We start from the raw sequence: 26,797 nt of genomic DNA, 5'->3' as shown, positions 1-26,797 counted from the left end.
GTTACGTGAACCGCGGCGGACGCCTGAGGTCAAGCGTCAGCGGAAATTCGTCCGCAGGCTTTTCGGGTCTCAGGGCATAGCCGCCGGGGGTGTGATTGTGCGGCACGAAGCGGGCGAGGCGCCTTGCCTCCGCCTCATTGCCATTGACCGGGAAGGTCTCATAGTTGCGGCCGCCCGGATGGGCAACATGATAGGTGCAGCCGCCAATGGCCCTGCCAGTCCAGCTGTCATAGATATCGAACACCAGCGGCGCATGAACCGGCATCACCGGATGCATGCCCGAAGCCGGCTGCCAGGCCTTGAAGCGGACGCCGCCGACGGAAATGCCCTGGGTGCCGGAGGGCTGCAGCGGCACGGGGCGCTGATTGCAGGTGATGGCATAGCGGCCCGGATTGGTCGTCTCAAGGCGCACTTCGAGGCGCTCGACCGATGAATCCACAAAGCGCACCGTGCCGCCGATGGCACCCTGTTCGCCCATCACGTGCCAGGGCTCGAGCGCCTGGCGCAGTTCCAGCCTGACGCCATCGACGCTCACCTCGCCACAGAAGGGGAAGCGGAATTCGAGCTGGGCGGCGAACCATTCGGGTTCGAAGTCAAAGCCGTGCTGGCGCAGGTCCTCCAGCACGCCCAGGAAATCCCGCCAGACGAAGGAGGAGAGCATGAAGCGGTCGTGCAGGGTGGTGCCCCAGCGGGTGAAGTCACCGGCCAGCGGATTGTCCCAGTAGCGCGCGATCAGCGCCCGGATCAGCAATTGCTGGGCCAGGCTCATGCGCGCATTGGGCGGCATTTCGAAGCCGCGGAATTCCACGAGGCCCAGCCGGCCGGTGGGTCCGTCGGGCGAATAGAGCTTGTCGATGCAGATTTCAGCGCGATGGGTATTGCCGGTGACATCGACCAGAAGATTGCGGAACAGTCGATCGGTCAGCCAGGGCAGGGGCGCCTCGCCCGCTCCGGGCGCGGGCACCTGCGCCAGCGCGATTTCCAGTTCATAGAGGCTGTCGTGCCGGGCCTCGTCGATCCGCGGCGCCTGGCTGGTGGGGCCGATGAACATGCCCGAGAACAGATAGCTCATGGACGGATGACGCTGCCAGTGCAGCACCAGCGATCTGAGAAGATCGGGGCGCCTGAGGAACGGACTGTCACTGGGCGTCGCACCGCCGACCACGACGTGATTGCCGCCGCCCGTGCCCACATGCTTGCCGTCGATCATGAACTTGTCGGCGCCCAGCCGCGACTGGCGCGCCTCTTCATAGACCGCCTCGGTCGTTGCCACGCAGTCGTCCCAGCTCGCAGCCGGGTGGATATTGACCTCGATGACACCCGGATCGGGCGCGACGCGAATGACATTGAGGCGCGGATCATGCGGCGGGGCATAGCCTTCGACATGCACCGGCTTGCCGATCTGTCTTGCGGCGGCCTCGGTGGCCTCGATCAGTTCGAGGTAGTCTTCCAGTGCCGAGACCGGCGGCAGGAACACGCACAGCCGCCCCTCGCGCACCTCGACTGTCAGCGCGGTCCGCACATTGGAATCGATCTCGTCGAGCACCTGCTCGTTGCGGTTCTGTGTTTCGGTGCTGGCCGTGAAGCTGGCGGCGGCCTGAGGCCGGATATCGGCCGGTGGCGCCCCGGTGGCGGCGAGGATGGTGCCCGGCTCCGGCAAGGGTAGGCGCGGAACGCCGGGGTCCATCGGCACAATATGCGGATAACTGGTCGCCGTCAGATGACGCAGGCTGGAGAGCGGCAGACGATAGCCGGCGGCGCTGTCACCGGGGGCGAGATAAAGCTTGCCGCGTCTTGTCTTCCATTGCTCGGTGATCCAGCGGCGACCGCTGGCGGCGGCGTTCCAGCGCTGGATGGGCAGCACATAGCCGGTAGGATTGGTGAGGCCGCGATTGAAGACCGTGGCGATGCGGGCCCGTTCTTCCGGGTCGGTCAGTTTCGAATTTGCCGGGTCAACATTGTCGGGGAGCTTGGCTTCCTTGAGGATCCATTCGCCCGGATCTTCATAGGCCGGCAGCACCGTGTCACCCGCCAGGCCGAGATTGTGCGCAATGGCGCGGTTCAGCGCCTCCGCGTCGCTGCTGGTCACATCATAGCGCACACCTTCCCTGGCGATCAGGCTTTCATCCTGCCAGACCGGCTTGCCGTCCAGGCGCCAATATAAGGAGAAGGTCCAGCGCGGCAGGGTTTCCCCGGGATACCACTTGCCCTGGCCATGATGCAGCAGGCCATTGGGGGCAAAGCGATTGCGAAGGCGGCGGATCAAGTCGTCCGCCAGCTTCCGTTTGGTGGGCCCGACGGCGCCGGCATTCCATTCGTCGGCTTCGAAGTCGTCGATGGAAACGAAAGTGGGTTCACCACCCATGGTCAGGCGGACGTCTTGCTCGGCCAGCCTGGCATCGACAGCCTTGCCGAGCGCATCCAGGCGTTGCCAGCTTTCGTCGGAAAAAGGCTTGGTGATGCGCGGGTGCTCGGCGACCCGGGTCACCTGCATGTCGAAGGCGAAGTCGACTTCGGCATAGGAAGCAAAGCCGGATATGGGCGCCGCATTGCGATAATGCGGCGTGGCCGCCAGCGGCACATGGCTTTCGCCCGTAAGAAGGCCCGATGTCGGGTCGAGGCCGATCCAGCCGGCGCCGGGGAGATAGACTTCCGCCCAGGCATGGAGATCGGTGAAGTCGTGGTCGGTGCCCGCCGGCCCATCGAGCGAAACCAGGTCAGGTTTGAGCTGGATCAGGTAGCCCGAGACGAAGCGGGCGGCAAAGCCGAGATGACGCAGGATATTGACCAGCAGCCAGCTCGAATCGCGGCAGGAGCCCTTGGCATTGCCGAGGGTTTCCTCCGGGGTCCAGACGCCGGGCTCCATGCGGACGATGTAGTTGATGGTCTGTTGCAGGCGGGTGTTGAGTTCGGTGACGAAGGTGACGGTGTTCTTCGGGCTCTTGTCGATAGTATCCAGAAACTGTTGCAGCAGTGGCCCGGCCGGTTCGGTCTGGCGATAGATGGAAAGATCGGCGCGCAGCTCTTCGGGATAGTCGAAGGGCCAGGTCTCGGCGCTCTCTTCCACGAAGAAATCGAAGGGATTGTAAACCGTCATGTCGGCGATGAGGTCGACCTCGATCTTGAGCTCTGTCACCGGCTCGGGAAAGACGAAGCGCGTCAGGAAATTGCCATAGGGATCCTGCTGCACATTGACGAAGTGCAGAGAGGGCGTGACGCGCAGCGAATGGCTGAGCACCTTGGTGCGCGAATGTGGCGCCGGCTGCAGGCGGATGATCTGCGGTTGCAGGGTAACCGGTCGATCATATTTGTAATGGGTGAGATGATAGATGGCGGCTTTGATCGACATGCGGCTTTGTCGCTCGCTCTAAGGCCACAGAATTAGGGCTTCCCGACAAAGAGCTTAGCGGGGATTGCTACGGCTGGATAGGCGCCGCATGCGCCGGCGGGCGTTTCAGCACAATGCCACCCCCTCCCGCCTCCCCATCAAGGGGGAGGTGTGAAGCCGGTGCCTTGAGCACAATGTCGTCCAATACGCGATGCGGCACCTCCCCCTTGATGGGGGAGGATGGGAGGGGGTGATATCACTGCCGGTGCCAGGCGCGGGGCTACTCCAGCCCGTCGATCACCTGCCGCTGCCGGAGCATCTCTAGAAAAATGCGGTAGTCGCGATCGAACTGCAGACGTGCGGCGGGGTCGGGCGCGCGCGAGGTGCCGCCCTGCTGCATGGCCATGCAGGCTTGGTCTAGACCGGGATAGAGGCCGGCGGCATTGGCAGCGACCATGGCCATGCCGAGCAGGGTCGCGTCCGGTGTCGCAGGCTCGACCACGGTGCAGCCGGTGGCATCAGCATAGAGTTCCATCAGCAGCGGATTGCGGGTGTGACCGCCGGTGATGTGCAGCGTGTCGATGGCATAGCCCTTGGTATTGAGCGTCTCCAGAATATGCCGCACGCCCAGAGCGATGGCGACGCAACTGCGCCAATAAAGCCGGCAGAGCGAGTCGAAATCGCTGTCGAGCGTCAGGCCGGAGATGACGCCGAGGGCAAAGGGGTCGCCCAGCGGCGAGCGGTTGCCATGGAAGTCGGGCAGGACATGCAGACGATTGGCCAGCGCCAGGCCTTCGGTCGCCCGCAATTCCATCACGCGTTCGCAGATGGCGAGATGCTTGTCACGGGTCGGTTCACCGCCAGCGCCATGCCAGCGGATGATGTGGTCGAGCAGGGCCCCGGTGGCCGATTGACCGCCCTCGTTGAGCCAGACGCCGGGCAGCACCGCGCCGTAATAGGGGCCCCAGACGCCAGAGGTCGGCCGGTCTTCCGCCGACAGCGCCATCACGCAGCTCGACGTGCCGGCTATCAGCGCCAGGTGCCGGTCGATGGTCTCGACATCGGCCGTGAACGCGCCGAGCACGCCCAGCGCCCCGGCATGGGCATCGATCAGGCCTGCGCCGACCCGGCAGGCAGGGGTGAGGCCAAGCTGGTCGGCGGCTGCGGCTGTCAGTGGACCGAGATCGGCGCCGACGGGGCTTGCGACCTGCGGCAGAGACGCCTTCTCAAGGAGGTCTTCGAGCCCCACACGGGCGAGAAAGTCCTGCCGCCACTTCCGGTCTGAATGGCCAAGATAGGTCCATTTGCAGGTCAGTGTCGATTGCGAGCGGGCCTGCGAGCCGGTCGCCTTCCAGGAGAGGAAGTCGGCCAGATCGAACATCATGCCGGCCCGGGCCCAGCTCTGCGGCAAGTGCCGCTTGAGCCACATGAGCTTGGGCACTTCCATTTCCGGCGACATGACGCCCCCGGCATAGTGCAGCACTTCGTGACCGGTGCGGGTGCACTCGTCCGCTTCGTCCAGGGCGCGATGGTCGAGCCAGACGATGGTGTCCCAACGGTCCCCGCCATCGCGCGACACGGCGACCGGCGCTCCGGCAGGGTCACGCACGACCAGCGAACAGGTGGCATCGAAGCCGATGCCGACGACATCTCCGGGCGCGGCCTTGGCCAGGGACATGGCATCGCGCACGGCCCGGCAGACCGAGGCCCAGATTTCCTCGCTGTCGTGCTCGGCGAAATTGGCGTCAGTACGCCGCATGGAAATGGGAGATTCGGAACGGCCGAGAAATTGCCCTTCGCGCGTGAACACGCCGGCCCGGGCACTGCCGGTCCCGACATCCACTCCCACCAGGAGGTTTTGCGACACGCCGCCCTCTCTTCTCGGTCCGCGCGGACCTTAACGGATGCTTGGGAAAGGGGCTAGGGGTGGCGCAGCGTTCCCGGCCTTCACTGCTGCGCGGTCAAGGCCGGGAGCGTCTGCCTACAGTCGATCTGCCAGATAGGCTTCGAGCGTGCGGGCAGTGCCCTGCGTCCACAAGGAGTGGAGGGCCTTGGTGAAGGCGTCGATGAAGTCGGGTGCCTTGGCGAGGTCACCATAGATGTCGGCCATTTCGAGCCAGACCTTGGGATTGTCCCTGGCCTTGTGGGCCTGGGCGGTGAGGCGATCCCAATTGGGGTCGTTCGGTTCGATGACGGCGTCGCTGTCGGTGGTGCCGTAGCAGTAGCGGCACCACAGGGCCGACACCAATCCGAGGCCGATGACCGACTTGCCGTCCCGGATGCGATCGAGCGCCGAGGGAATGATGAATTTGGGTTGGCGGTTGGAGCCGTCGAGGGCCAGCCGCCGGACCGTGTCGCCGATCTTGGGATTGGCAAAGCGCCGTTCACAGAGCGCGAAATAGTCGTTGAGATCGGTGTCGGGCACGGGGGGCACGACGGGAATGATCTCTTCGGCCTCGACCTTCCTCAGGAACGCCGAGACCAGAGGATGCTCCATGGCCTCATGCACGAAGTGGATGTCGAGCAGGCCCGCCGGATAGGCGATGGTGGCGTGGCCCCCATTGAGGATGCGGATCTTCATATGCTCATAGGGCGCGACGTCCGGCACGAATTGCACGCCGACCTTTTCCAGCGCCGGGCGCCCGGCGGGGAAATTGTCCTCGAGCACCCATTGCCGGAAGCTTTCGCAGAAGACCGGCCAATTGTCGGCGACCCCGAAATTGGCAGCCAGCAGGGCGATCTCCCGGGGCGAGGTGGCGGGGGTGATGCGGTCGACCATGCCATTGGGGAAGGCCACGGACGACGTCACCCAGTCGGCCAGGTCGGGGTCGATGAGGGCGGCGAGCCCGGCGACGGCGTTTTCCGTCACATGGCCATTGCCCGGGATATTGTCGCAGCTCATCACGGTGAAAGGCGCAATCCCGGCGTCGCGGCGGCGCAGGAGCCCCGCGAGGATGAGGCCGAAGGCGGTTTTCGGCGCCTCGAAATGAGCCGCGTCCCAGGCGATATCGGGATGCGTCGGGTCGAACCTTTGCGAGGCGGGGTCGATATAATAGCCGCCCTCGGTGATGGTCAGCGAGACGATGCGGATGGCCGGATCGGCAAGACGCGCTATGACGGCGGCGCTGTCGCCGGGCTGGATATAGTCGATCATGGCGCCGGTGACGTGGGCGGCGCTGGCATCGGCCTCCTGTTCCACCACGGTGGTCAGCCAGTCCTGTGCCATCAGCTTTTGCCGCATGGCCTCGTCGGCCGCGCGCACGCCGGCGCCGACCAGCGCCCAGTCATGCCCCTCGCCCAGATTGAACAGCGCATCGAGATAGACCGCCTGGTGGGCGCGATGGAAATTACCGACGCCGAAATGCACGATGCCGGCGGTGAGGTCCGAGCGCTGGTAGCGGGGCGCACTGACGCCGATGAGCGCGGGCAGGGTGGCGAGGGAGAGCTTGGTGGTCATGACGATCAGCCCTGAAGCGCCTTTCCGGCCGCATCGAAACGGTAGATGCGGTTCGGGTCGGGGGTGAGCCAGACCTTGTCGCCATGGCTGAAGGTCTGTTCGCCATTGGTGCGCACGGTCATCAACCCCAGCCCATCGACCTCGACATGCAGGAAGGTGTCCGAGCCCAATTGTTCGGCGACGCTGACGGTGCCGGCCCATTGGCCGGCGCCCGCCGTGGTCGAGAGGGTGAAATGCTCGGGCCGCACGCCAATGGAGGTCGCCTTGTGCTTTTCGGCTTCCGGGCCATCGACGAAGTTCATCTTAGGCGAGCCGATGAAGCCGGCGACGAAGCGGTTGGCCGGGCGCTTGTAGAGTTCGAGCGGGGAGCCGAACTGCTCCACATTGCCGGCATTGAGCACCACGATACGGTCGGCCATGGTCATGGCTTCGACCTGGTCGTGGGTTACGTAGATCATGGTGGTCTTCAATTGCTGGTGCAGTTCGGTGATCTCGAGCCGCATGTTGACGCGCAGCGCCGCATCCAGGTTCGACAAGGGTTCGTCGAACAGGAACGCCTTGGGCTCGCGCACGATGGCGCGGCCGATGGCGACACGCTGCCGCTGGCCGCCCGAGAGCGCCCGCGGCCGGCGGTCGAGATAGGAGCCCAAGTTCAGCGTGCGTGCCGCATACTCCACCTTCTGGTCGATGATGGCCTGCGGCGTCTTGGCCATTTTGAGCGGGAAGGCGATGTTGTCGCGCACGCTCATATGCGGATAGAGCGCGTAGGACTGGAACACCATGGCCAGGCCGCGGCGCGCGGGTGGCGCGTCGGTCACGTCCTCGCCGTCGAGCTTGATATGGCCGCCGGTGGTGTCCTCGAGCCCGGCGATCAGACGCAAGAGGGTGGACTTGCCGCAGCCCGATGGGCCGACAAAGACGACGAATTCGCCGTCTTTGATCTCAAGCGAAATGTCCGGGATGATCTCGACTTCACCGAAGGACTTGTTGACGTGTTCGAGCGTGATGGAACCCATAGTTCAGTCCTCCGAGATCGGGTGTTGGTGGGCAGACGTTTCGGCCTGCGCCTCCCTCCCCCTTGAGGGGAGGGAATGAGGGTGGGGGTTCGGGCCTATCCGAGAGCGCCGGATTGGCGATGAGTCCGGAACCCCCACCCCAACCCCTCCCCTCAAGGGGGAGGGGCCCAAGAGTGCAGTGGGCGTTCTCACTTCACCGCTCCAAAAGTGAGGCCACGGACAAGCTGCTTCTGGCTGAACCAGCCGAGCAGCAGGATTGGTGCGATAGCGAGCAGCGAGGCGGCCGAAAGCTTGGCCAGGAACAGGCCCTGCGGCGATGAGAAGGATGAGATGAAGGCGGTGAGCGTTCCGGCGCGCCCCGAGGTGAGGGTAATGGTCCAGAAGGCTTCGTTCCAGGCGAGGATGACGTTGAGCAGCAGGGTCGAGGCAATGCCGGGCACGGCCATGGGCACCAGCACATGGACGATCTCGTTCCAGAGCTCCGCGCCATCCATGCGGGCGGCTTCCAGGATATCGACCGGGATTTCCTTGAAATAGGTGTAGAGCATCCAGATGATGATCGGCAGGTTGATCAGCGTCATGATGATGGTCAGGCCATGCACCGTGTCGAGCAGCCGCAGATCCCGGAAGATCAGGTAGATCGGGATCAGCACGCCGACCGCCGGCATCATCTTGGTGGAGAGCATCCACATCAGGATGTCCTTGGTGCGCTTGGTGGGCGCAAAGGCCATGGACCAGGCCGCCGGGATGGCGATGACGAGGCCCAGCAGCGTCGAGCCGACCGACACCACGATCGAGTTCCAGGCATGCTTGAGATAGTCGGAGCGGTCCTGGACGGCGGCGAAATTGTCGAGCGTGAAGGTTTCTGGCAGGAAGGTGGGCGGGGCGGCGATGGCCTCGGCCTCGGACTTGAAGGCAGTGACGATCGTCCACAGGATCGGCGAGAACAGCAAGAGGGCCACGGCCCAGGCGAGGATGGTGAAGCCGATCTTGGTCTGAACGGATGCGGTGCGGGCCATTTAGCGAACTCCCCCTGTGACGGCATATTGGATAGATACCCCCACCCTAGCTGCGCTACGGCCAAGGGGCCGAGCTTCGCTACCCTCCCCACAAGGGGGAGGGAGGGTAAGGAGCCGCGGCGACTGAGGCTTGCGCCTCCCTCCCCCTTGTGGGGAGGGAATGAGGGTGGGGGTGCTTCCCATATACCTAAGCATCGAGGTTTTTCCCCACTGCCCGCATCAGGAAGATCGCGACGATATTGGCGATGATGACGGCGACCACGCCACCGGCCGAACCGGCGCCGATATCGTTGCTGAGGATGCCGGTGCGGAACACGAGGAAGGCGATGTTGGTCGAGGCATAGCCCGGGCCGCCGCCGGTGGTGACGCGGATTTCCGCGAAGATGCCGAGCAGGAATATGGTCTGGATCAGGATCACGATGGTGATGGCCCGGGCCATGTGCGGCAGGATGATGTAGCGGAAGCGGTTGACTGCATTGGCGCCGTCCATTTCGGCCGCCTCGCGCTGCTCCTCGGAGAGCGATTGCAGCGCCGTGAGCAGAATGAGCGTCGCGAAGGGCAGCCATTGCCAGGCGACGATGACGATCACCGAAAACAGCGGATATTGCGCGAACCAGTCGACCGGCTGCAGGCCGAAGGCCTTCCAGAGGTGGCCCAGCATGCCATAGCCGGGATGCATGAAGCCGTTCTTCCAGATCAGCGCGGCCACCGGCGGCATGACGAAGAAGGGCGAGATGACGAGGATGCGCAATATGCCCTGGCCCCAGATGGGCTGGTCGAGCAACAGCGCCAGGAAGGTGCCGCCGACAACGGTGATCAGCAGCACGCCGCCCACCAGGAACAGCGTATTGAACAGCGCCTGGGTGAAGCTGGGGTCGCCGATGACATAGGCGTAGTTGGCCCAGCCGGCAAAGCCGGTCATCATCGGGTTAATGAGGCTATAGTTCTGGAATGAGAACCAGATGGTCATGACCAGCGGCACGATCATCCAGATGAACAGCACCAGCACGGCCGGTGCCATCATGGTGCGCGCCAGGGTGCGGGTCTGCCGGGTTGCCATTCATTCCTCCCAGGGCCGTGTTGCACCCGGTTGTGTCCGGGGCTGGTCGGGCCTCATCGGATGGCCATGATCGGCGTGGCCATCGGGTCAGGTCCGTGGACGGCAGGATGCCGCCTTGGGGCGGAGCCGTCCAACATTCTGAGGGATCAGAAAAGGTCGGGCGGCTCCAGCGTGGCGCGCTCCATGCCAGGGAGGACAGGCGCGCCACATTGGGTTGAAAATGGGCGGCCGCAAGGAGCAGCGGGCCGCCCAAGGCTTGGAGGAGCCTACTTGATATAGCCGGCGCGGGTCATGTCGCGGGTGGTGGCGTCCTGGGCCTGGGCCAGGGCGTCATCGGCCGACATCTGCCCGGCAAGCGCTGCCGAGAACAGCTGGCCGACATTGGTGGCAATGCCCGCGAATTCGGGAATGGCCACGAACTGCACGCCGACATAGGGCACCGGCTTGACGGTCGGGTGCGTCGGATCGGCCGCGTAGATCGAACCGAGGGTCATGTCGGCAAAGGGTGCCGCAGCCTTGTAGTCCGGGTTTTCATAGAGCGAGACGCGGGTGCCCGGGGGCACATTGGCCCAGCCTTCCTTGTCCGCCACCATTTCGAGATAGGCCTTGGACGTGGCCCAGCCGATGAACTGCTCGGCGGCATCGGCATTCTGCGAGGAGGCCGGGATGGCCAGCGACCAGGCCCAGAGCCAGTTGCCGCGCTTGCCCAGGCCGGTGTCGGGCGCCAGGGCGAAGCCGACCTTGTCGGCGACGGTGGAGTCATTGGGATTGGTCACGAAGGAGGCGGCGACGGTGGCGTCGATCCACATGCCGCATTTGCCCTGCTGGAACAGCGTCAGGTTCTCGTTGAAGCCGTTCGAGGAGGCGCCGGTCGGGCCGGCATCTGCCATCAGCGAGAGATAGGTGTCGAGCGTAGCCTTCCATTCTGGCTGGTCGAACTGGGGCGTCCAGTTTTCGTCGAACCAGCGGGCGCCAAAGGAGTTGGACATGGCCGTCAGGAACGCCATGTTCTCGCCCCAGCCGGCCTTGCCGCGCAGGCAAATGCCGTTGATGTCATTGGCACGGTCGGTCATGGCGCGGGCGGCTTCGCCGATGAATTCCCAGGTCGGGGCTTCCGGCATGGTCAGCCCGGCCTTTTCCATCAGGTCGGTGCGATACATGATGAACGAGCTCTCGCCATAGAAGGGCGCGGCATAGAGCTTGCCATCGACCGAAAGGCCATCGCGGATCGGGGGCAGCAGGTCGTCCACGTCATATTCGGCATCGGCGCTCAGGCCATCGAGCGGCTTCAGCCAGCCCTGCTTGGCCCAGATCGGCGCTTCATAGGTGCCGATGGTCATGATGTCATACTGGCCGCCATTGGTGGCGATGTCGGTCGTCACGTTCTGGCGCAGCGTGTTTTCTTCCAGCACCACCCAGTTGAGCTCGATCCCGGTTTCTTCGGTGAAGGCGCTCGACAGGCCCTGCATGCGGATCATGTCGCCATTGTTCACGGTGGCAATGGTGAGCGTCTGCGCAGAAGCGGTGCCGGCAAGGGCGAGCATGAAGGCGCCCGCGAAAAGGGGTGTCAGTTTCATAGATATCCTCCCAGATGCCGAAGCGGGCATTTGCCTCGGCTGTGAGCAAATGTTCACAAATGGGGCATGCGAGTCAAGCAGGCTTTTCTGCAAAACCTTGCGCTACGTGCGTCAGGAATGGGGTGTCGGCCACTCTGTCGGGGAGGGCGGAGTGGGCAATGTGGCCGATGGTGGGCTATTGCCCTGTGTTGGATGCGGTGTGGCGAGGCGGTTTGGGGGTGGGGAGCGGACAGTTGGCCCTTGGTTAGCAGACAGGATTAGCAGACGCTTGGCGACTGCCAAATTTGGGACTGCTTAGGGGACAACCAATTTTGCTTGGGCTCCCCGTCGGCGGTAAGTGTTGTTGCCGGCCAAGAAAATTGCAGGTTGGGGTACGGCCTTGGCGGTAGATTCGTAGCGCGGCAATGGGGAATAGAAACTATGAAAAAAAATGGGCAAGAATCCACAACGCTTGCCGAGGCCATGGAAAAAAACAGACAACAACCCAAAATAAAAAGTGCCTGGGGGCAATTTTGTGCCGAAATTGTAATCTACGCTATGGCATTATCTATTTACTATTTTTGGATGACCGGTCTTGATGATAGCATTTACAAGAGAAATGTAGAGATAATTTTGGTTATTGGAGTTCCTATATTTTTGATCAAACTGGTTCATAGGCTGCAAAAGGATCGTCCAGGAAGTAGGTAATAGGAAGGGATGAGGTAGACACCGAATCTCCAGCAAATCCTGACGAATTTGGCTGCAGTTTCCTGAAAGCTGTTGGTCATTTTTTTCATTTGGCAGGCGTCGAAAAGGGGGTGGGTAGCTGACTATCGGCTTCTGGCGGAGGGCTTGCTATAGCAGACCAAGGGCCGAACGGGTTTTAGGATTCCTCCGAGAGGTCAAGGTTCTGCGGCGGTTCCACTTTGAGGTGCAGGTGCGCTTTTCTTCCTTCTATCTGCTGATGATCGCTATCTGCCTTTCATCAGAAGCTCGGGCGAGCGAACTGGATGTAGAAACGTGGCGGCAACTCTGGACACGCTGCCGTATCGCCATTGAGCAGGGCGAGAAATTGAACACCCAAGGGTTAATCGACCTCGGGCCTTCCATTATGCGTGTTGCACCTATCACCGTTGAGGGATTGGACGCACCGTTGATGCCTGGGTATGAGGTGCTCGAGCAACGCTGGCAGCCACCCGGTTCTTCGTTCGTCCTGGTGGAAGGGGAATACCCCGATGAGCGACGTTCGTGCGAGGTCCGATTAGCTCCCAACGTTCCATCCGTGACATCAGTCGAAGAGGCCGCCTTTGTGTCCGCGTTCATACAGGAACGACGGTTGCTGGTAGCTTCCGGAACCCACGAGGAAAGAAACCCCGATCCCATCTACTCAACGAACCTTGGCGTTGGGTCACTTGCCCGCAGCGGCAGTGGTTGTCGTATTATCTCTGGCCTGCATGTTGAGACTAGGCCAGGCAGGGAGCCGTTCTTCAACTCTTTCGCCGCCGAGCAGTCAAGCTGCCTGACGCAGCCCTAAGCGCGACCGTCAGCTAAAGTGGTATGGCAATAGACGCGCGAATGACTTGTTTGGGTCGTTCCCGACAGTCTGCTCTCCTCCGAATATCCCACCCCGCCGGCCGTCACCCTCGGGCCTGACCCGAGGGCTCTGTACTTCATGATGCCGAGATGGGCGGCTTTGTTTACATTCTTGCCAATATGCGTCGGGGCCAGACCTATATTGGGGTCACCAATAACTTGGTTCGCCGAGTGTGCGAGCACCGCGAAGGCCTGATTGCTGGTTACCACAAAACGCGCAACATCAAGCGGCTTGTTCATTTTGAGCAGTTGGTGAGATCGGCATGGCCATTCAGCGTGAGACGTCACTCAAGCGTTGGTACAGTCACTGGAAACACGCATTGATTGAGGAGAGTAACCCCGACTGGCGCGATCTCTGGGATGATATCGCCAAGTGAAGAGCCCTCGGGTCAAGCAACTGTCGATTGTTTGACGATGGCACTGAGGATTGTGATGAACTTTCTCATTGCGGCGTTGATGGCGACCTTGAAGGGTTTGCCGTTGGCCCTGAGGCGGTCATAGAAGGTTCGGAGTGCAGGACTGCGGGCCTTCAGGGCGCTCAGGGTTGCCATATAGAGGACGTTTCTGACACTGGCGCGTCCGCCGCTGCATCGGCCGGGACGTGCCGTTCGCCCCGATTGCCTTGCATGCGGGGCCACCCCGACCAGGCTGGCGAGCTGTTTGGGCGTGGCATGGCCCAGCTCGGGCAGATCGCAGAGCAAGGTAGCGGCCAGAACCGGGCCGACACCCGCCACAGCGAGCAGGATCTCATAGCGCGCCTTGAGGTGGGTTGCGCGGATATGGCTGGCGATCTCGGCATCGAGCCGGGCAATGTGGCCCCCGACCATGGTGTGCATGCGGGCCAGCATGCGTCGCACCATCGTGTCGGTAGCGATATCGAGCCGGGAAACGAGCTTGTTGCGTTCGGCAATCAATTGCCGGCGCAGGCCGGCCAGCTCGTCCAGCCGCTGGCGCGCCGGGTCGCGTTGATAGTCGTGCTGGCCGGGCGCCAGTTGCACATAACAGGCGATCATCCTGGCATCGATTGGATCGGTCTTGGCATGGCGACCCAGGGCGTGGGCCAGAGCCCGCACGCGGGCGGGTGGAACCAGACAGACCGCAAACCCGGCTTGTGCGAGCACGTCCAGTGCCGCGCGCTCATAACCGCCCGAGGCTTCCAACCCGATCCGCTGCACGCCCAGACGGCGCAGCAGCCCGACCAGCCGTGCCAGCCCTTTGGGGGCATGGTCCACACTCAGCACCTGGGCGCCGGGCAGGACATGCACGTCCAGCCGATCCTTGGAAACGTCGATGCCCGCGACGATGGCTTCTGATATCATCTCTCTCGCCTCTCCCTGGCTTGTGATGCGGGCAACTGCCCTCACAACTGTTCGGGTTTAGGGAAGAGCCGACAGGACCCTGCTTAACCTCGGCCGATAAGGCCTGTCCGAGGACGGTCGCTGTCAACCCGGGAGTGCGGCTGCGACCGCCTCCCGGGACAACTTAATCAGATATCGTCGATACAAGCCCGAGGGTGACGCGCGGTGGGTGGGCAGTCGGCAGGTTTTGATCGTCTCATCGTATGGGCTCGAACGACAGATTTGAGGTCCGAACCTGCCATCCTCGCCATTTGCACCGATCTCGCCCCAACCACAGTGCCGCCCTCGGGCCTGACCCGAGGGCCAGTCGACGCCGCGCCGGGCACGCGTTGACAGAGGTCCTCGGGTCAGGCCGAGGACGGACCGGGATCGGTTGAGCGCGAGGCGCGAAACATCTTATCCCCGCCCCCTCAACCATCCCCCATACTCCCCCCATCACTCCCGCGCGGACGGACTGCAGCGAACTTTGCGGGGGGAGCCGGGCGTAATTGGGTCGCTCCAGTTGCGCGTCCAGGAAGCGGTCACCCTGCGACGAGCGTTCAATGGGGACCGAGTCCTTTACGAAAAACCGGCATCCCGAGGCGGCGACGTCTCTATTACTTAGTTTTACTGAGACGCACGCGCCTCGGGATACGTCCATTGCACAACCGCAAGCCGCAAGGCCGGGCGGCGCGTCAACCCGTCCTTCTGGCCACGCGGCCAATGCGGCGGGGTAGGCTCAGCCCAGCAGCAATTCGGCGGTGCGCTCGTCGGTGATCAGGCCGCTGACCAGCCGGCGGGTGAGGGCGGCGCGAATGGCGGCGGCCTTTTTCTCGCCCATGGCGATGGCGATGACCTGGCCTTTTTCGCGGCTGGGGATGGGGGCCGAGGCGACGCGGTCATTGGTGAGGCCGTCGATCAGCCGCCCCTCGGCGTCGAAGGCCCAGCCGCAGATTTCGCCCATGGCGCCGGCCTTCTGCAGCGCCTTGTGGTCGGCCTCGGAGATGAAGCCATCAAGCAGCAGGGGCGCATCGGGGCCGAGATGGCCGATGCCGACAAAGGTGGTGTCGGCCTGGGCGGCCAGGCTCAGTGTCGCGGCGATCATGGGCTGGGCGTGCAGCAATTCGCGCTCGCGGGCCGAGGAGGCGATGACCGGCAGCGGCATGGGGAAGGACCTTGCCTTGACCGTGTCGGCGACGTTGAAGATGACGTTGTAGAAGGCGGCCGAGCCGTCCGGCGCGATATTGCCCGTGAGCGAGACCACTTTGTGGTGCGGGCAATCCATGGGCTGGAGCTGCTCGATGGCAGCCTTGAGGGTGCGGCCGGTGCCGATGGCCATGATGATCGGCTCGCTGGCGCGCAGGCAGCGCTCGATCTCGGCGGCGCCGGCCTCGGCAATGCCGATGGTGGTCGAGGTGCTGCCGGGGTCTGAGGGGACCACCTCGCATTGGTCGAGGCCATAGCGGGTGCGCAGGCGTTCGGCGAGGTCGAGGCAATGGCCGATGGGGTGGTCGAGGCGGACCTTGATCAGTCCCTCGCTCACCGAAAGCGACACCAGCCGCTGCGCCGACTGGCGGGAGATCCCCATCTTGGTGGCGATTTCCTCCTGCGTGTTGCCGGCCACATAATAGAGCCAGCCGGCGCGCGCGGCGTCGTCCAGCCGGGTCACAGAATTGTCGTTTCGCGCAGCCATCGGCCCCTCGTCCTGGTATTGCGCCGATTATTCCGATCGAGCCGCTGGCCGCAAGGGCGATTAGCGCGCGCGTTGCCGGGCCGGCCGGTCGGCCATGCTGGAGAGCGCATTGCGGATGTCGCGCTCGGTGTCCTTGAGGTGCAGGCGCATCGCCTCGCCCGCCGCCCGCCCATTGCCATCGCGGATGCAGTCGAGAATGCGCTGATGGGCGGCAAGCGTGTCGTACAGGGTGTGGCCGCGATTGGCATGGCCGCGCCGGCTGATCTGGATGCCCTGGCGCAGGGGGATCGCCATGGCCTCGAACAGATAGCCCATGATGCGGTTGCCGCTGGCCAGCGCGATCGCCTCATGAAAGCCGACATCGAAATCGTGGAAGCGCCGGTCGGCCTCCGGGTCATCCGCCACGGCCGCATCGGCATTGTCGCGCATGCCCTGCAGGGCGTTCTCGATGGCGGCGATGCCGGCGCGGCTGGCCCGCTTGGCCGCCAGGGTCGCGCTCTGCACTTCGAGCGAGAGCCGGACCTCGACCAGGTCGAAAAGACCCTTGGAATCGTTGTGCAGCATGGAGGTCAGGAAGTCGGCAAAAGCGGCGCCGTCCGGCTCGCGCACCACCGCCCGGCGGCCGCGCGCCAGCTCGAGCAGGCCGCGACCCGCCAGCAGCTTGACCGCCTCGCGGATGGTCAGCCGGCTGACAGCGTAGCGCTCGGCCAGTTCAGCCTCGCTCGGCAGGCTGGCGCCTGGCGCCAGCTCGGTCAGGATTTCATTGGCCAGATCATCTGCGACCGTGGTGGCGGCGCTGGCCTGATCGGGCCGGTGTTCACCAGTCGTAATCGTTCAAACTCCCAAAGGTATCTGATACCTTTGAACTGTTGTGGGCGTTATTTCGCCCGATTGCAACAGTTCCTCCCTCAGTCGGCGCCACCATATCGATGCTCGAACCAGCCAGCAAGCGGGGCTCTCATTTTATTGCGCCAGTCGAAAAAATATAGGGATGATGCGAATCGATGCTTTACAGGCCTGTCTGATTATCCTAGCGTCCGGCCTCATGGGCTTGGGAGAGTCCATGGCGACAGCAATGTCGTCCGTGCCGGAGGACTTCATGCAGATCCGAGCGGCGACGCCTCGTGGCGTCGACCCGACCAGATGCGGCGTAGAGCGGCACCTGAAATTGTGGCCGAATGGTCATGATCATGGGTGCCGGGCCGTTGAGGCTGCCTGATTTTTCCAGACCCAGAAGACCACGAAACAACCAATCTCGAATATTTTTAGGGAGTCGAGACGTGAAGGTTCTCAAAACAATCGCGACGCTGTTCGCCACGGGTGCGCTGCTCGCATCCGCTGCCACCGGCGCTTTCGCCCAGGACAAGGGCCAGGTTGGCATTGCCATGCCGACCCAGTCGTCGCTGCGCTGGATTTCGGACGGCAACGAGCTCAAGACCGCGCTGGAAGGCATGGGCTACACCGTCGATCTGCAGTATGCGGAAGACGATATTCCGAACCAGCTGGCCCAGATCGAGAACATGGTGACCAAGGGCGTCAAGGCCCTGGTGATCGCCTCGATCGACGGCACCACGCTCTCGGCCGTGCTGCAGCAGGCCGCCGATCAGGGCGTCAAGGTCATTGCCTATGACCGCCTGATCCGCGAAAGCGCCAATGTCGACTACTACACCACCTTCGACAACTTCCAGGTCGGTGTCCTGCAGGCCAATAGCCTCGTGAAGGGTCTCGAAGAGCGCTTCGGCGACCAGAAGCCCTGGAACGTGGAACTGTTCGGCGGTTCGCCGGACGACAACAACGCCTTCTTCTTCTATGACGGCGCCATGGCCGTTCTGCAGCCCATGATCGACGCTGGCGACATCGTCATCAAGTCGGGCCAGATGGGCATGGAACAGGTCGGTACCCTGCGTTGGGACGGTGCTGTCGCCCAGGCACGCATGGACAACATCCTCTCGGCCAACTACTCGGATGGCAGCCGCGTTCACGGCGTGCTGGCCCCCTATGACGGCCTCAGCCGCGGCATCATCTCGTCGCTGCGCGGCGTCGGTTACGGCTCGGGCGACCTGGCCTGGCCGATCATCACCGGCCAGGACGCTGAAGTCCCGTCCGTGAAGGCGATCATCGCCGGCGAGCAGTACTCGACCGTGTTCAAGGACACCCGCGAACTGGCCCAGTACACTGCCCAGCTGATCGACACCGTGCTGTCCGGTCAGGAACCCGGTGGCCTGGACACCAAGACCTATGACAATGGCGTCAAGGTTGTCCCTTCGATCCTGCTGACCCCGTATGAGGTGGATGCCACCAACTACAAGGAACGCGTGATCGACTCGGGCTACATCAAGGAAGAAGAACTGCAGTAATCTGCGGTGGCTTCGACAGGGGACCTCGCGCTTGCGCGGGGTCCCTTTCAGGATTTCTGGGCTCTTGGGTCCGGTGCAGTGTGCCTGCAAACTCGCAGCCAGCATCCACCGGATGTCACCCCGGCGCAGGCCGGGGCCCATCCCGAGATCTCAAGACGGGTCCCGGCCTTCGCCGGGGTGGCAAATGAGTGTAAAAAGGTCTCCGAGCGCGACCTGGCACGCTCACCGGAAGCAGGGCCTACCATGACCAAGACCATTCTGGAGATGCGCGGCATCACCAAGACCTTCCCGGGCGTGAAAGCCCTGTCCGACGTCAATCTGGACGTACGGGAAGGCGAAATCCATGCCATTTGCGGCGAGAACGGCGCTGGCAAATCCACCCTGATGAAGGTGCTGAGCGGGGTTTATCCCTCGGGCTCCTATGAGGGGCAGATTATCTACAAGGGTGAGGAACAGCACTTCAAGTCGATCCGCGACAGCGAACACAAGGGCATCGTGATCATCCATCAGGAGCTGGCGCTGGTGCCGCTGCTCTCGATTGCCGAGAATATCTTCCTGGGCAATGAGCAGGCCAGGAACGGCGTGATCGACTGGGACGAGACCCGCGATGGGGCGCGCAAGCTGCTCAAGATGGTGGGGCTCAACGAGGATCCGGATACGCTGATCACCAATATCGGCGTCGGCAAGCAGCAACTGGTGGAAATCGCCAAGGCGCTCTCCAAGCAGGTGCAGTTGCTGATCCTGGACGAGCCCACGGCGTCCCTGTCCGAGAAGGATAGTCAGGCGCTGCTCGACCTGCTGCTCGAGTTCAAGAAGCAGGGCATTACCTCGATCATCATCAGCCACAAGCTGAACGAAATCTCGCGCATTGCCGACCGGGTGACCGTCATTCGCGATGGCAAGGCCATCGAAACGATGAACACCGAGGACATCACCGAAGACCGCATCATCACCTCGATGGTCGGGCGCTCGCTCAATGACCGCTATCCGGCACGCACGCCCAAGATCGGCGAAGTGGTGTTCGAGGTCCGCAACTGGAATGTCTATCACCCGCAGCATCGGGAGCGGCAGATTATCCGGGACGTCAATCTCACCCTGCGCAAGGGTGAAGTTGTGGGCATTGCCGGGCTCATGGGGTCTGGCCGGACGGAATTCGCCATGAGCGTCTTCGGCAAGGCCTATGGCCAGAAGATCACCGGCGAGGTTCTGGTCAACGGCCAGAAGGTCGATACGTCCACTGTCGACAAGGCGATCCGCAACGGCATCGCCTACGCGACCGAGGACCGCAAGACCTATGGCCTCAACCTGATCGACCACATCAAGCACAACACCACCATCGCCAACCTCATGGGGGTGTCCCGGTGGGGGGTGATCGATGATCTCAGCGAGCTGGACGCGGCCAATGATTATCGGCGCAAGACCAATATTCGCTCGTCCAGCGTCTATCAGGTGGTTGGCAACCTGTCGGGCGGCAACCAGCAGAAGGTGGTGCTCTCCAAATGGCTCTATGCCAATCCGGACGTGCTCATCCTGGATGAGCCAACGCGCGGCATCGATGTGGGCGCCAAATACGAAATCTACACGATCATCAACCAGCTCGCCGCCCAGGGGAAGGCAATCCTGGTGATCTCCTCGGAAATGCCCGAACTGCTGGGCGTCACCGATCGACTCTACGTAATGAACGAAGGCCGCATCGTGGGCGAGATGCCCACCAGCGAGGCGAGCCAGGAAAAGATCATGCGCTCCATCGTGCGCGCTGAAGGAAAGGCATCATGACCACCGAAACTGTACCGACCGGAACCGGCGCGGCGGCCCAGCCGGCCCAGTCCCACGAGTTGAGCCTGATTGGGGCGCTGCGCGCCAATATGCGCGATTACGGCCTGCTGCTGGCGCTGATCCTGATCATGCTGTTCTTCCAGTATTTCACCAATGGCGTGCTGTTCAAGCCGGTGAACCTGACCAATATCATCCTGCAGAACAGCTATATCATCGTGATGGCGCTGGGCATGCTGCTGGTGATCGTGGCCGGCCATATCGACCTCTCGGTGGGTTCGGTCTCGGGCTTCATCGGGGCGCTGGCCGCGATGCTGATGGTGGGGTGGAAGTTCCCGCCCGAGCTGGCATTCCTCGCCAATCCGATCGTGGCAGGCGCCATTTGCCTGCTCGTGGGTGCGGCCATCGGCGCGGCACAGGGTTATCTGATTGCCTACTATCGCATCCCCGCCTTCATCGTGACACTGGCAGGCATGCTGATCTTCAAGGGCCTGTCGCTGGCCATTCTCGCGGGCAAGTCGGTCGGGCCGTTCCCCACCGAGTTCCAGCTCCTGTCGGCCGGCTTCATCCCCGACGTCATCGGGCCAACCACCATGCCGTGGCTGGCCGAAAACGGGCAGAATGTCGCTCTGCACACCACCACCATGGTCATCGCCATCCTGGCGATCGTGGGCATGGTGTTCTTCTCCATCCGTACCCGTGCCCGTCGCAGGGCGCGCGGCTATGACGTGGAGCCGTTCAGCCTGTTCGTGATCAAGAATGTGGTGATTGCGGCGATGGTACTGTTCTTCGCCTATATGCTCGCGTCCTATCGCGGTCTGCCCAATGTGCTGGTGGTGATGGGCCTGCTGATTGCCGTCTTCGTCTTCCTGACCAAGCGCATGACCTTTGGTCGCCGCATTTACGCGCTGGGTGGCAATCTCAAGGCAGCAGCGCTTTCGGGCATCAAGACCGAGCGCACCACCTTCTATATCTTTGCCATTATGGGCGCCCTGGCGGCCCTGGCCGGCATGATCTATGCAGCACGCCTCAATTCGGCGACTCCGAAGGCGGGACAGGGTCTCGAGCTCGACGTGATCGCGGCCGTGTTCATCGGCGGCGCCTCGGCGCTGGGCGGGGTCGGCCAGGTGGCCGGCGCGGTGATCGGCGCCTTCATCATGGGCGTGATGAACAACGGCATGTCGATCATGGGCGTCAACATCGACTGGCAGCAGATGATCAAGGGCGTGGTGCTGCTCGCCGCCGTGTTCTTCGACCTCTACAACAAGAACCGCTCGGCCTGACAGGGCCGGTTCATCGGACCAAGGAAGGGCCGCCGGAGTGATCCGGCGGCCTTTTCGTTTGCGGCTAGTTGCGGGCGTCGAGCGTGCTGTAGCGTCCGCCATGGAGGAAGACCGCACGGTCGAACAGGCTCAGGTCCAGCGGGTTGGGGAGGCGGATATCCGCAAGGTCCGGCAGTAGGGCGGCCGTCGCATCAAAGCTTCGATCGACCTGGCAGACAAAGGCCATGGTCACGCCGCGCGCCTTTGCAAATTCCGCCAGGGCCCTGATCTGCTGTTCCAGCGGCGGATTGGTCCGCTTCTGGTCGAGCAGCTGCAGGTAGTCTACTGCAGTGACTGTGCCGCGCGGCGCAGCGGCGAGTTTTTCGATGACGTAACCGGCGGAGATTGCATCGGAGCAATCGACGTTGAGCTTGGTAGCATGCTGTGCGATGCCCTCTGGGAGCCGAGCCAGTCGCTCGGCGACATCGCGCGGCGTATAATCGAGCGAGAAGAAGTGCGCCTCGTGGCCATCGGCGATGGCAGTCACCGCAATCTGCAGGGCGAACATGGTCTTGCCCTGCAATGGCCGGGCGGCAATGAGGATCATTTCGCCGGGTGCGAGGGAGCGCATCAGCGTGGCAGGGTCGCTTGCGGCTTCTGTCTGTCGGGCCGCGAGAAGGCTCCAACTGGCATAGCCCTCGCCGGCCGCCACATGGTCGAGGGCCGTGTGGAGGGGCATGGCGCTGGCGCGCGCGTGATCGCGGGCGGCGCGCTTGAGGCGGTGGATAGGTGCGGATAGTCGCATGGTCTTGCTCCAGTCGTTGCTGGCTCAGGCAATCCCTCCTTATGCCGTCGCACGACGGGGCGGTTCTGTTGCGAAACGATCCGGCAGGTCAGCTGCTTTCCCGGTGGAGGGGGGTGGCGTGGATCGCGCCAGAGGTGATGGTAGCTGATTCCCGGAAGTCGCGGCGAGCGGGTTGACGTGGAGGCATGTGTGTAACTAAGAAAGTTACATAATAGCGCGGACGTCACGATGCCGAATTTGAGCAGCACCAATCCCTATGCAGAAGGCGCCTTCAAGCAGGTGCCCGGGCTGGATGGCCTTCACAGCATGACCGAATTGCTTCTGGCCGAGCATGTGCCTGAGACGGGGCGTGTACTGGTGCTTGGGGCCGGTGGCGGCGTGGAACTGCGAAACCTGGCGTCGCAGCATGCTGGCTGGCACTTCGATGGCGTCGACCCCTCGGAGAGCATGCTCGAGGCGGCCCAGGTGGCGACCGGACCATTCGGGGATCGCGTGGCACTCCATCGCGGCACGATCGGCAACGCGCCCGACGGTCCATTTGATGGAGCGACGTCGCTGCTGGTCTTCCACTTTATGCCGCTTGGCGACCGCCTCGCGACGCTTCAGGAGTTACATCGACGACTGAAGCCGGGCGCGCCGCTGGTGCTGGCGCATATGAGCTTTCCGCAGGACGACCTGAGCCGGGACCTCTGGATGCGGCGGCACGCGGCCTTTGCCATATCCAATGGGATCGACAGGGCGCAGGCTGAGAGTGGGCGTCAGGCCATGCTGGAACGGTTGCATCTGCTGGCGCCGGAAGCAGAGGAGGCGATGCTGGCCGAAGCGGGCTTTGGCGATATCAGCCTGTTCTATGCAGGCTTCGATTTTCGGGGATGGGTGGCCTATGCCTAAGTGTCAGCTTTCGACCTCGGCATCCTTGTGGGCGCCCCATTCGGCCCAGGAGCCATCATAGACCGCCACGTCCTTTGCACCGGCCTGCTCCAGCGCCAGGGCAAGGGTGACCGCCGTGATGCCGGAGCCGCACGAGGTGATGAGAGGCTTTTCGAGGTCGATGCCGCGCTCGGCGAAAATGGCGCGCAAGTGCTCAGGTGACTTGAGCCTGCCGGCCTCCGTCAGCAGACCGACGGGCACGTTGAAGCTGCCCGGGATATGCCCCGATCGGAGGCCCGGACGCGGTTCTGGCACTTCGCCGTGAAAACGCGGGGCAGGTCGCGCATCGACGACCTGTGCCTCGTGGCTGCGCAGATTGGACATCACCGTGTCGAAATCCACGGCTGCATCGGGATCGAAATTGGCGTTGAAACTGACCCGGTCACGCTGCACGAGGCCCGCCTCGATGCGTCGCTTTTCGGCGCGCCATTTCGGCCCGCCACCTTCGAGCATGAAGACGTTGCGGGCGCCAAAGCTGCGGAAGGTCCACCAGACGCGGGGGGCGCTGAAGAGGCCCACCTCGTCATAGACCACGATCGTCATCTCATCGGAAATGCCGAGGGCCCCGACGGCGCGAGCGAAATCGGCGGGTGAGGGCAGCATATGGGGCAGGTCGGTCGTGGTGTCCGCGATGCCGTCGATGTCAAAGAACACCGCGCCGGGGATGTGCCCGGCCAGGTACTCGGCCTGGGCATTGCGGGACGCATTGGGCAGGTGCCAACTGGCATCGACCACGACGACGTCCGGGTCTGAGAGGTGAGCGGCCAGCCAATCGGTGGAGACGAATGGATTGTGCATGGCGGTGCTCCCTTTCAGTTTGAGGGAGCATGATCATGACCGCCATCGGGGTCAAACCACAAAATGGCGGCGCCACCAAAGGCTGGGGAAAGCTGCGCGCACTATGCGGCGCCGAGGGTCAGCACGTCCCGTGATGCCAGATGCAGGGCGATGCGTTCACCCCGCTGCGGTGGCCCGGACTGGGCGTTGAAGGTGTCGATGCTGATATCGGTGCCGTCGACCTCGACGCGCAGCCGCAGAACGGAACCGAGGAAACCTATGTCCGAAACCGTCCCGCTCAAAGTGGTGTCGGTGTCGGGGCGGGGATGGAGCGAGATCAGCTCGGGCCGGATCGCGCGGTCGGGGCCAAAGACCGAGGCGGGCAGGGTGTTGAGGTGCCCCACGAAGGTCGCTGCAAAGCGGGTCGCCGGGCGATTGTAGATGTCGTATGGGCTGCCCATCTGCTCGATACGGCCAGCATTCATCACCACGATCCGGTCAGAGATCGACAACGCCTCTTCCTGGTCATGCGTGACGAAGACGGTGGTGATGCCCAGTTCGCGCTGTATCGAGCGAATTTCCTCGCGCAGGGAAACGCGGATCTTGGCGTCGAGCGCCGAAAGCGGCTCGTCAAGCAGCAGCAGGCGGGGCCGCGGAGCGATGGCCCGCGCCAGGGCCACGCGTTGCTGCTGCCCGCCGCTCATTTCATAGGGATAGCGTTTTTCGTAGCCGGGCAGGCCGATGAGCCTGAGCATGTCATCGACGCGGGCCCGGCGCTCCTCGCGCCCCATGCCGGCGACCTTGAGGCCAAAGGCAATGTTGTCGCCTACGGTGAGATTGGGGAAAAGCGCGTAGGCCTGAAACACCATGCCGAGCTGGCGCTGATTGGGCTTGAGGTGGGTAATGTCCTTGCTATCGACCTCAATGGACCCGCTGCTCGGTGTCTCGAAGCCGGCGATCATCCGCAGGATGGTGGTCTTGCCACAGCCGGATGGGCCGAGCAGGGAGATGAACTCGCCTTTGTCGAAGGCAAAACTGACGCCCTTGACCACGGTGGTCTGCCCAAAGGTCTTGACCAGGTTCTGGACTTGGAGAAAGGCGGCCATGGTCAGTCTGTCCTTGCGGATGTGCGAGGGGCGAAGCGACCGAGCACGTTGATCATGCCCATGGCGCCCCAGGTGATGATGAAGGAAATGATAGCCAGAGCGGCCGGCTCATAGGCCCGGTTGGTGCCGATGCCGACGAGATAGGGGCCGAAGGCGGGCCGATTGAGCAGGCTCGCAATGGTGAATTCACCAATGACGATGGCGAAGGTGAGAAAGGCGCCCGAGAGGATGGCGACAAGAATATTGGGGAGGATGATCTGGCCGATGATTTGCACCTGGTTGGCGCCCATAATCTGCGCCGCCTCGGTCAAGGTCCCGATATCGATGCTGCGCATGCCATTGTCGACCGCCCGATACATGTAGGGAAGGGCCAGCGTCACATAGGCGCAGGTGAGCAGGATGTCCGTGCCCAGGGCGCTGCCGGTGAAGGGCACCAGCGAGGACGAATTGTAAAGCCGGATATAGCCATAGACCAGCACGAGCGCCGGGATCACCAGCGGTAGTAGGGTGATGAATTCCATGAAGGGCCGCAGCCAGGGCATGCGCAGGCGCACGTAATAGACGGCAGGCACCACGACCAGAATGCCAACCACGATGGTGACCAGTCCGATCACCACCGAATAGCCGAAGCTGGCGTGAAAGCGGGGATCGGCGAAGACCGAGGCATAGGCATCGAAGCTGTAGGTGCCGCGCCGCATGCGCAGCGAAAACTCGAAAGTGGCCAGCAGCGGGATGATGAAATAGGCCGACCCGGCGAGAAAGACGAGCCATGGTGCCCAGCGGTTCGCCTTCATTTCATCCACCTCTCGGCGCGGGCGGCAACGATGAGGTAGATGACATTGGCCAGCGACGTGATGACGATCATCCCCAAGGCCAGTGCCGCACCCAGTCCGGGATTCTGCAGCGCGTCGCCGCGGATCTGGTTGTAGAGCAGCACGGTCACGATGTTGAGGTTCGAGCCTGTTAGCGCCCAGGCGGTGGCGATGGCGCCGAAGGCATTGGCGAACAGCAGGCTCAGCGTGCCCAGGAAGCTCGGCCACAGGATAGGCAGGCCGACATAGCGCCAGAACTGCCATTGGCTGGCACCCAGGATCTGGGCCGCCTCGTTCCACTCCTTCTTGAGCCCATCAATGGCCGGCGCGATCGTGAGCGCCATAAGCGGGATCTGGAAATAGAGGTAGGTAAGAGTGAGGCCCCAGAAGCTGAGGAGGTTGAAGCCCGAACGGTAGATATCGAAGCCGAGAAACCGCAGCACGATTGTGACGAGGCCGAGTCGCCCTAGAGTGGCGATGAAGGCAAAGGCCAGGGGCACGCCGGCAAAATTGGAGGCCACGCCGGAAAAGGTCATGAATGCCGAGCGAAGCCAGCCGGGCAGGCGGCCCCGGATGATGGCCAGGGTGATGGCGAGGCCAATCAGGGCGCCCAGAATGGCCGAAGCGCCCGAAATGCGGATCGATATCCAGTAGGCGGCAACGATCTGGTCGGCGCCCAGGCCGATGATGTTGTCGAAGGTGAACTTGCCGGCGCGATCGGTAAAGGCGGCCCCCACCAACCCCAGCGTGGGCAAGAACAGGAACATCACGGCGAAGATGATGAAGGGCGCGACGGCAAGGCCGTCCCAAGGGATGCGTCGGGAAGATCGCATCGGTGGTGCGGTGTTGTCCGTCATCGCTCGGCCTGCCCCCAGAACCCTGATCTGTGTTCGCTTCCGCACATGGCGTCAGCGGT

Annotated in this window: 21 protein-coding genes and 2 pseudogenes; 7 read left to right on the top strand and 16 right to left on the bottom strand. The window is 63.1% G+C overall.

Going from position 1 to position 26,797, the window contains the following annotated elements:
- Position 1 precedes the first annotated feature (1 nt).
- The 7 genes from K1X15_RS14920 to K1X15_RS14890 all read right to left on the bottom strand — a co-directional run bounded on the left by K1X15_RS14920 (position 2) and on the right by K1X15_RS14890 (position 11,457).
- Entirely contained in the window at positions 2 to 3,349 is a 3,348-nt protein-coding gene (locus K1X15_RS14920) for a transglutaminase family protein (RefSeq protein ID WP_220304402.1), read from the bottom strand.
- A gap of 259 nt (positions 3,350 to 3,608) precedes the next feature.
- A complete protein-coding gene (locus K1X15_RS14915; protein WP_220304401.1) occupies positions 3,609 to 5,195 on the bottom strand; it encodes an FGGY-family carbohydrate kinase in 1,587 nt (528 codons plus the stop codon).
- A gap of 114 nt (positions 5,196 to 5,309) precedes the next feature.
- Positions 5,310 to 6,785 (bottom strand): mannitol dehydrogenase family protein, encoded by a 1,476-nt coding sequence (locus K1X15_RS14910; RefSeq protein ID WP_220304400.1) that lies wholly within the window; start codon positions 6,783 to 6,785, stop codon positions 5,310 to 5,312.
- A 5-nt stretch (positions 6,786 to 6,790) separates the two neighbouring features.
- On the bottom strand, positions 6,791 to 7,801 hold the full coding sequence (locus K1X15_RS14905; protein ID WP_220304399.1) for an ABC transporter ATP-binding protein: 1,011 nt from the start codon (positions 7,799 to 7,801) through the stop codon (positions 6,791 to 6,793).
- 188 nt (positions 7,802 to 7,989) lie between these two features.
- A complete protein-coding gene (locus tag K1X15_RS14900) occupies positions 7,990 to 8,820 on the bottom strand; it encodes a carbohydrate ABC transporter permease (protein WP_220304398.1) in 831 nt (276 codons plus the stop codon).
- Positions 8,821 to 9,007: 187 nt separating this feature from the next.
- Entirely contained in the window at positions 9,008 to 9,880 is an 873-nt protein-coding gene (locus K1X15_RS14895) for a carbohydrate ABC transporter permease (protein ID WP_220304397.1), read from the bottom strand.
- Positions 9,881 to 10,146: 266 nt separating this feature from the next.
- Positions 10,147 to 11,457, bottom strand: coding sequence for an ABC transporter substrate-binding protein (locus K1X15_RS14890; protein ID WP_220304396.1), 1,311 nt, complete (start codon positions 11,455 to 11,457; stop codon positions 10,147 to 10,149).
- Positions 11,458 to 11,877: 420 nt separating this feature from the next.
- On the opposite strand from K1X15_RS14890, the gene K1X15_RS14885 reads away from it, so the two are divergent.
- The 3 genes and pseudogenes from K1X15_RS14885 (at position 11,878) to K1X15_RS14875 (ending at position 13,406) form a co-directional block, all read left to right on the top strand.
- The gene (locus K1X15_RS14885) at positions 11,878 to 12,144 is read left to right on the top strand and encodes a hypothetical protein (RefSeq protein WP_220304395.1); all 267 of its coding nucleotides are present in this window, start codon (positions 11,878 to 11,880) and stop codon (positions 12,142 to 12,144) included.
- A gap of 229 nt (positions 12,145 to 12,373) precedes the next feature.
- Positions 12,374 to 12,970: a hypothetical protein gene (locus K1X15_RS14880; protein ID WP_220304394.1), complete on the top strand. Its 597-nt coding sequence runs from the start codon at positions 12,374 to 12,376 to the stop codon at positions 12,968 to 12,970.
- A 149-nt stretch (positions 12,971 to 13,119) separates the two neighbouring features.
- Positions 13,120 to 13,406, top strand: a pseudogene (locus K1X15_RS14875) (GIY-YIG nuclease family protein).
- Between the two features lie 12 nt (positions 13,407 to 13,418).
- Here K1X15_RS14875 and K1X15_RS14870 read toward each other — a convergent pair.
- The 4 genes and pseudogenes from K1X15_RS14870 to K1X15_RS21650 form a co-directional block, all read right to left on the bottom strand.
- Positions 13,419 to 14,348: an IS110 family RNA-guided transposase gene (locus K1X15_RS14870; protein WP_220303849.1), complete on the bottom strand. Its 930-nt coding sequence runs from the start codon at positions 14,346 to 14,348 to the stop codon at positions 13,419 to 13,421.
- 757 nt (positions 14,349 to 15,105) lie between these two features.
- Positions 15,106 to 16,059: a sugar-binding transcriptional regulator gene (locus tag K1X15_RS14865; protein WP_220304393.1), complete on the bottom strand. Its 954-nt coding sequence runs from the start codon at positions 16,057 to 16,059 to the stop codon at positions 15,106 to 15,108.
- 60 nt (positions 16,060 to 16,119) lie between these two features.
- Complete coding sequence (locus tag K1X15_RS14860) at positions 16,120 to 16,668, bottom strand: FadR/GntR family transcriptional regulator (protein ID WP_220304392.1); 549 nt, start codon at positions 16,666 to 16,668, stop codon at positions 16,120 to 16,122.
- A gap of 9 nt (positions 16,669 to 16,677) precedes the next feature.
- A pseudogene (locus tag K1X15_RS21650) lies at positions 16,678 to 16,890 on the bottom strand (winged helix-turn-helix domain-containing protein); the annotation flags it as partial.
- Positions 16,891 to 17,339: 449 nt separating this feature from the next.
- Here K1X15_RS21650 and chvE point away from each other — a divergent pair.
- The 3 genes from chvE (at position 17,340) to mmsB (ending at position 21,472) form a co-directional block, all read left to right on the top strand.
- Positions 17,340 to 18,416 carry a multiple monosaccharide ABC transporter substrate-binding protein gene (gene chvE, locus K1X15_RS14850; RefSeq protein WP_240549508.1) on the top strand — a complete coding sequence of 359 codons (1,077 nt, stop codon included), beginning with the start codon at positions 17,340 to 17,342 and terminating at the stop codon, positions 18,414 to 18,416.
- A 243-nt stretch (positions 18,417 to 18,659) separates the two neighbouring features.
- On the top strand, positions 18,660 to 20,192 hold the full coding sequence (mmsA, locus tag K1X15_RS14845) for a multiple monosaccharide ABC transporter ATP-binding protein (protein ID WP_220304391.1): 1,533 nt from the start codon (positions 18,660 to 18,662) through the stop codon (positions 20,190 to 20,192).
- Positions 20,189 to 21,472: a multiple monosaccharide ABC transporter permease gene (mmsB, locus tag K1X15_RS14840; protein ID WP_220304390.1), complete on the top strand. Its 1,284-nt coding sequence runs from the start codon at positions 20,189 to 20,191 to the stop codon at positions 21,470 to 21,472. The genes mmsA and mmsB overlap by 4 nt, the downstream gene beginning before the upstream one ends.
- Before the next feature lie 64 nt (positions 21,473 to 21,536).
- On the opposite strand, the gene K1X15_RS14835 is transcribed toward mmsB, so the two are convergent.
- Positions 21,537 to 22,256 carry a DNA helicase gene (locus K1X15_RS14835; RefSeq protein ID WP_220304389.1) on the bottom strand — a complete coding sequence of 240 codons (720 nt, stop codon included), beginning with the start codon at positions 22,254 to 22,256 and terminating at the stop codon, positions 21,537 to 21,539.
- Positions 22,257 to 22,484: 228 nt separating this feature from the next.
- On the opposite strand from K1X15_RS14835, the gene K1X15_RS14830 reads away from it, so the two are divergent.
- A complete protein-coding gene (locus K1X15_RS14830) occupies positions 22,485 to 23,147 on the top strand; it encodes a class I SAM-dependent methyltransferase (RefSeq protein ID WP_220304388.1) in 663 nt (220 codons plus the stop codon).
- Between the two features lie 3 nt (positions 23,148 to 23,150).
- Here the strand turns inward: K1X15_RS14830 and sseA are convergent, their stop codons facing one another.
- The 4 genes from sseA to K1X15_RS14810 form a co-directional block, all read right to left on the bottom strand.
- Positions 23,151 to 23,984 (bottom strand): 3-mercaptopyruvate sulfurtransferase, encoded by an 834-nt coding sequence (sseA, locus tag K1X15_RS14825; RefSeq protein ID WP_220304387.1) that lies wholly within the window; start codon positions 23,982 to 23,984, stop codon positions 23,151 to 23,153.
- A 101-nt stretch (positions 23,985 to 24,085) separates the two neighbouring features.
- Positions 24,086 to 25,069 (bottom strand): ABC transporter ATP-binding protein, encoded by a 984-nt coding sequence (locus tag K1X15_RS14820; protein WP_220304386.1) that lies wholly within the window; start codon positions 25,067 to 25,069, stop codon positions 24,086 to 24,088.
- A gap of 2 nt (positions 25,070 to 25,071) precedes the next feature.
- Entirely contained in the window at positions 25,072 to 25,863 is a 792-nt protein-coding gene (locus tag K1X15_RS14815) for an ABC transporter permease (protein ID WP_220304385.1), read from the bottom strand.
- Positions 25,860 to 26,738 (bottom strand): ABC transporter permease, encoded by an 879-nt coding sequence (locus K1X15_RS14810; protein WP_220304384.1) that lies wholly within the window; start codon positions 26,736 to 26,738, stop codon positions 25,860 to 25,862. The genes K1X15_RS14815 and K1X15_RS14810 overlap by 4 nt, the downstream gene beginning before the upstream one ends.
- Positions 26,739 to 26,797: the final 59 nt, after the last annotated feature.

Origin of the sequence: Devosia salina, assembly GCF_019504385.1 — a bacterium.
Classification (GTDB): Bacteria; Pseudomonadota; Alphaproteobacteria; order Rhizobiales; family Devosiaceae; genus Devosia; species Devosia salina.
The sequence above is the reverse complement of the archived record's forward strand: the minus strand, read 5'-3'. Positions and strand labels throughout refer to the sequence as shown.

Bases quoted from the DNA above. Each gene is read 5' to 3' on its own strand.
- K1X15_RS14920 (WP_220304402.1), bottom strand. From the start codon at position 3,349: ATGTCGATCAAAGCCGCCATCTATCATCTCACCCATTACAAATATGAT.
- K1X15_RS14910 (WP_220304400.1), bottom strand. From the start codon at position 6,785: ATGACCACCAAGCTCTCCCTCGCCACCCTGCCCGCGCTCATCGGCGTC.
- K1X15_RS14905 (WP_220304399.1), bottom strand. From the start codon at position 7,801: ATGGGTTCCATCACGCTCGAACACGTCAACAAGTCCTTCGGTGAAGTC.
- K1X15_RS14900 (WP_220304398.1), bottom strand. From the start codon at position 8,820: ATGGCCCGCACCGCATCCGTTCAGACCAAGATCGGCTTCACCATCCTC.
- K1X15_RS14895 (WP_220304397.1), bottom strand. From the start codon at position 9,880: ATGGCAACCCGGCAGACCCGCACCCTGGCGCGCACCATGATGGCACCG.
- K1X15_RS14890 (WP_220304396.1), bottom strand. From the start codon at position 11,457: ATGAAACTGACACCCCTTTTCGCGGGCGCCTTCATGCTCGCCCTTGCC.
- K1X15_RS14885 (WP_220304395.1), top strand. From the start codon at position 11,878: ATGAAAAAAAATGGGCAAGAATCCACAACGCTTGCCGAGGCCATGGAA.
- K1X15_RS14870 (WP_220303849.1), bottom strand. From the start codon at position 14,348: ATGATATCAGAAGCCATCGTCGCGGGCATCGACGTTTCCAAGGATCGG.
- K1X15_RS14865 (WP_220304393.1), bottom strand. From the start codon at position 16,059: ATGGCTGCGCGAAACGACAATTCTGTGACCCGGCTGGACGACGCCGCG.
- mmsA (WP_220304391.1), top strand. From the start codon at position 18,660: ATGACCAAGACCATTCTGGAGATGCGCGGCATCACCAAGACCTTCCCG.
- mmsB (WP_220304390.1), top strand. From the start codon at position 20,189: ATGACCACCGAAACTGTACCGACCGGAACCGGCGCGGCGGCCCAGCCG.
- K1X15_RS14835 (WP_220304389.1), bottom strand. From the start codon at position 22,256: ATGCGACTATCCGCACCTATCCACCGCCTCAAGCGCGCCGCCCGCGAT.
- K1X15_RS14830 (WP_220304388.1), top strand. From the start codon at position 22,485: ATGCCGAATTTGAGCAGCACCAATCCCTATGCAGAAGGCGCCTTCAAG.
- sseA (WP_220304387.1), bottom strand. From the start codon at position 23,984: ATGCACAATCCATTCGTCTCCACCGATTGGCTGGCCGCTCACCTCTCA.
- K1X15_RS14820 (WP_220304386.1), bottom strand. From the start codon at position 25,069: ATGGCCGCCTTTCTCCAAGTCCAGAACCTGGTCAAGACCTTTGGGCAG.
- K1X15_RS14815 (WP_220304385.1), bottom strand. From the start codon at position 25,863: ATGAAGGCGAACCGCTGGGCACCATGGCTCGTCTTTCTCGCCGGGTCG.
- K1X15_RS14810 (WP_220304384.1), bottom strand. From the start codon at position 26,738: ATGACGGACAACACCGCACCACCGATGCGATCTTCCCGACGCATCCCT.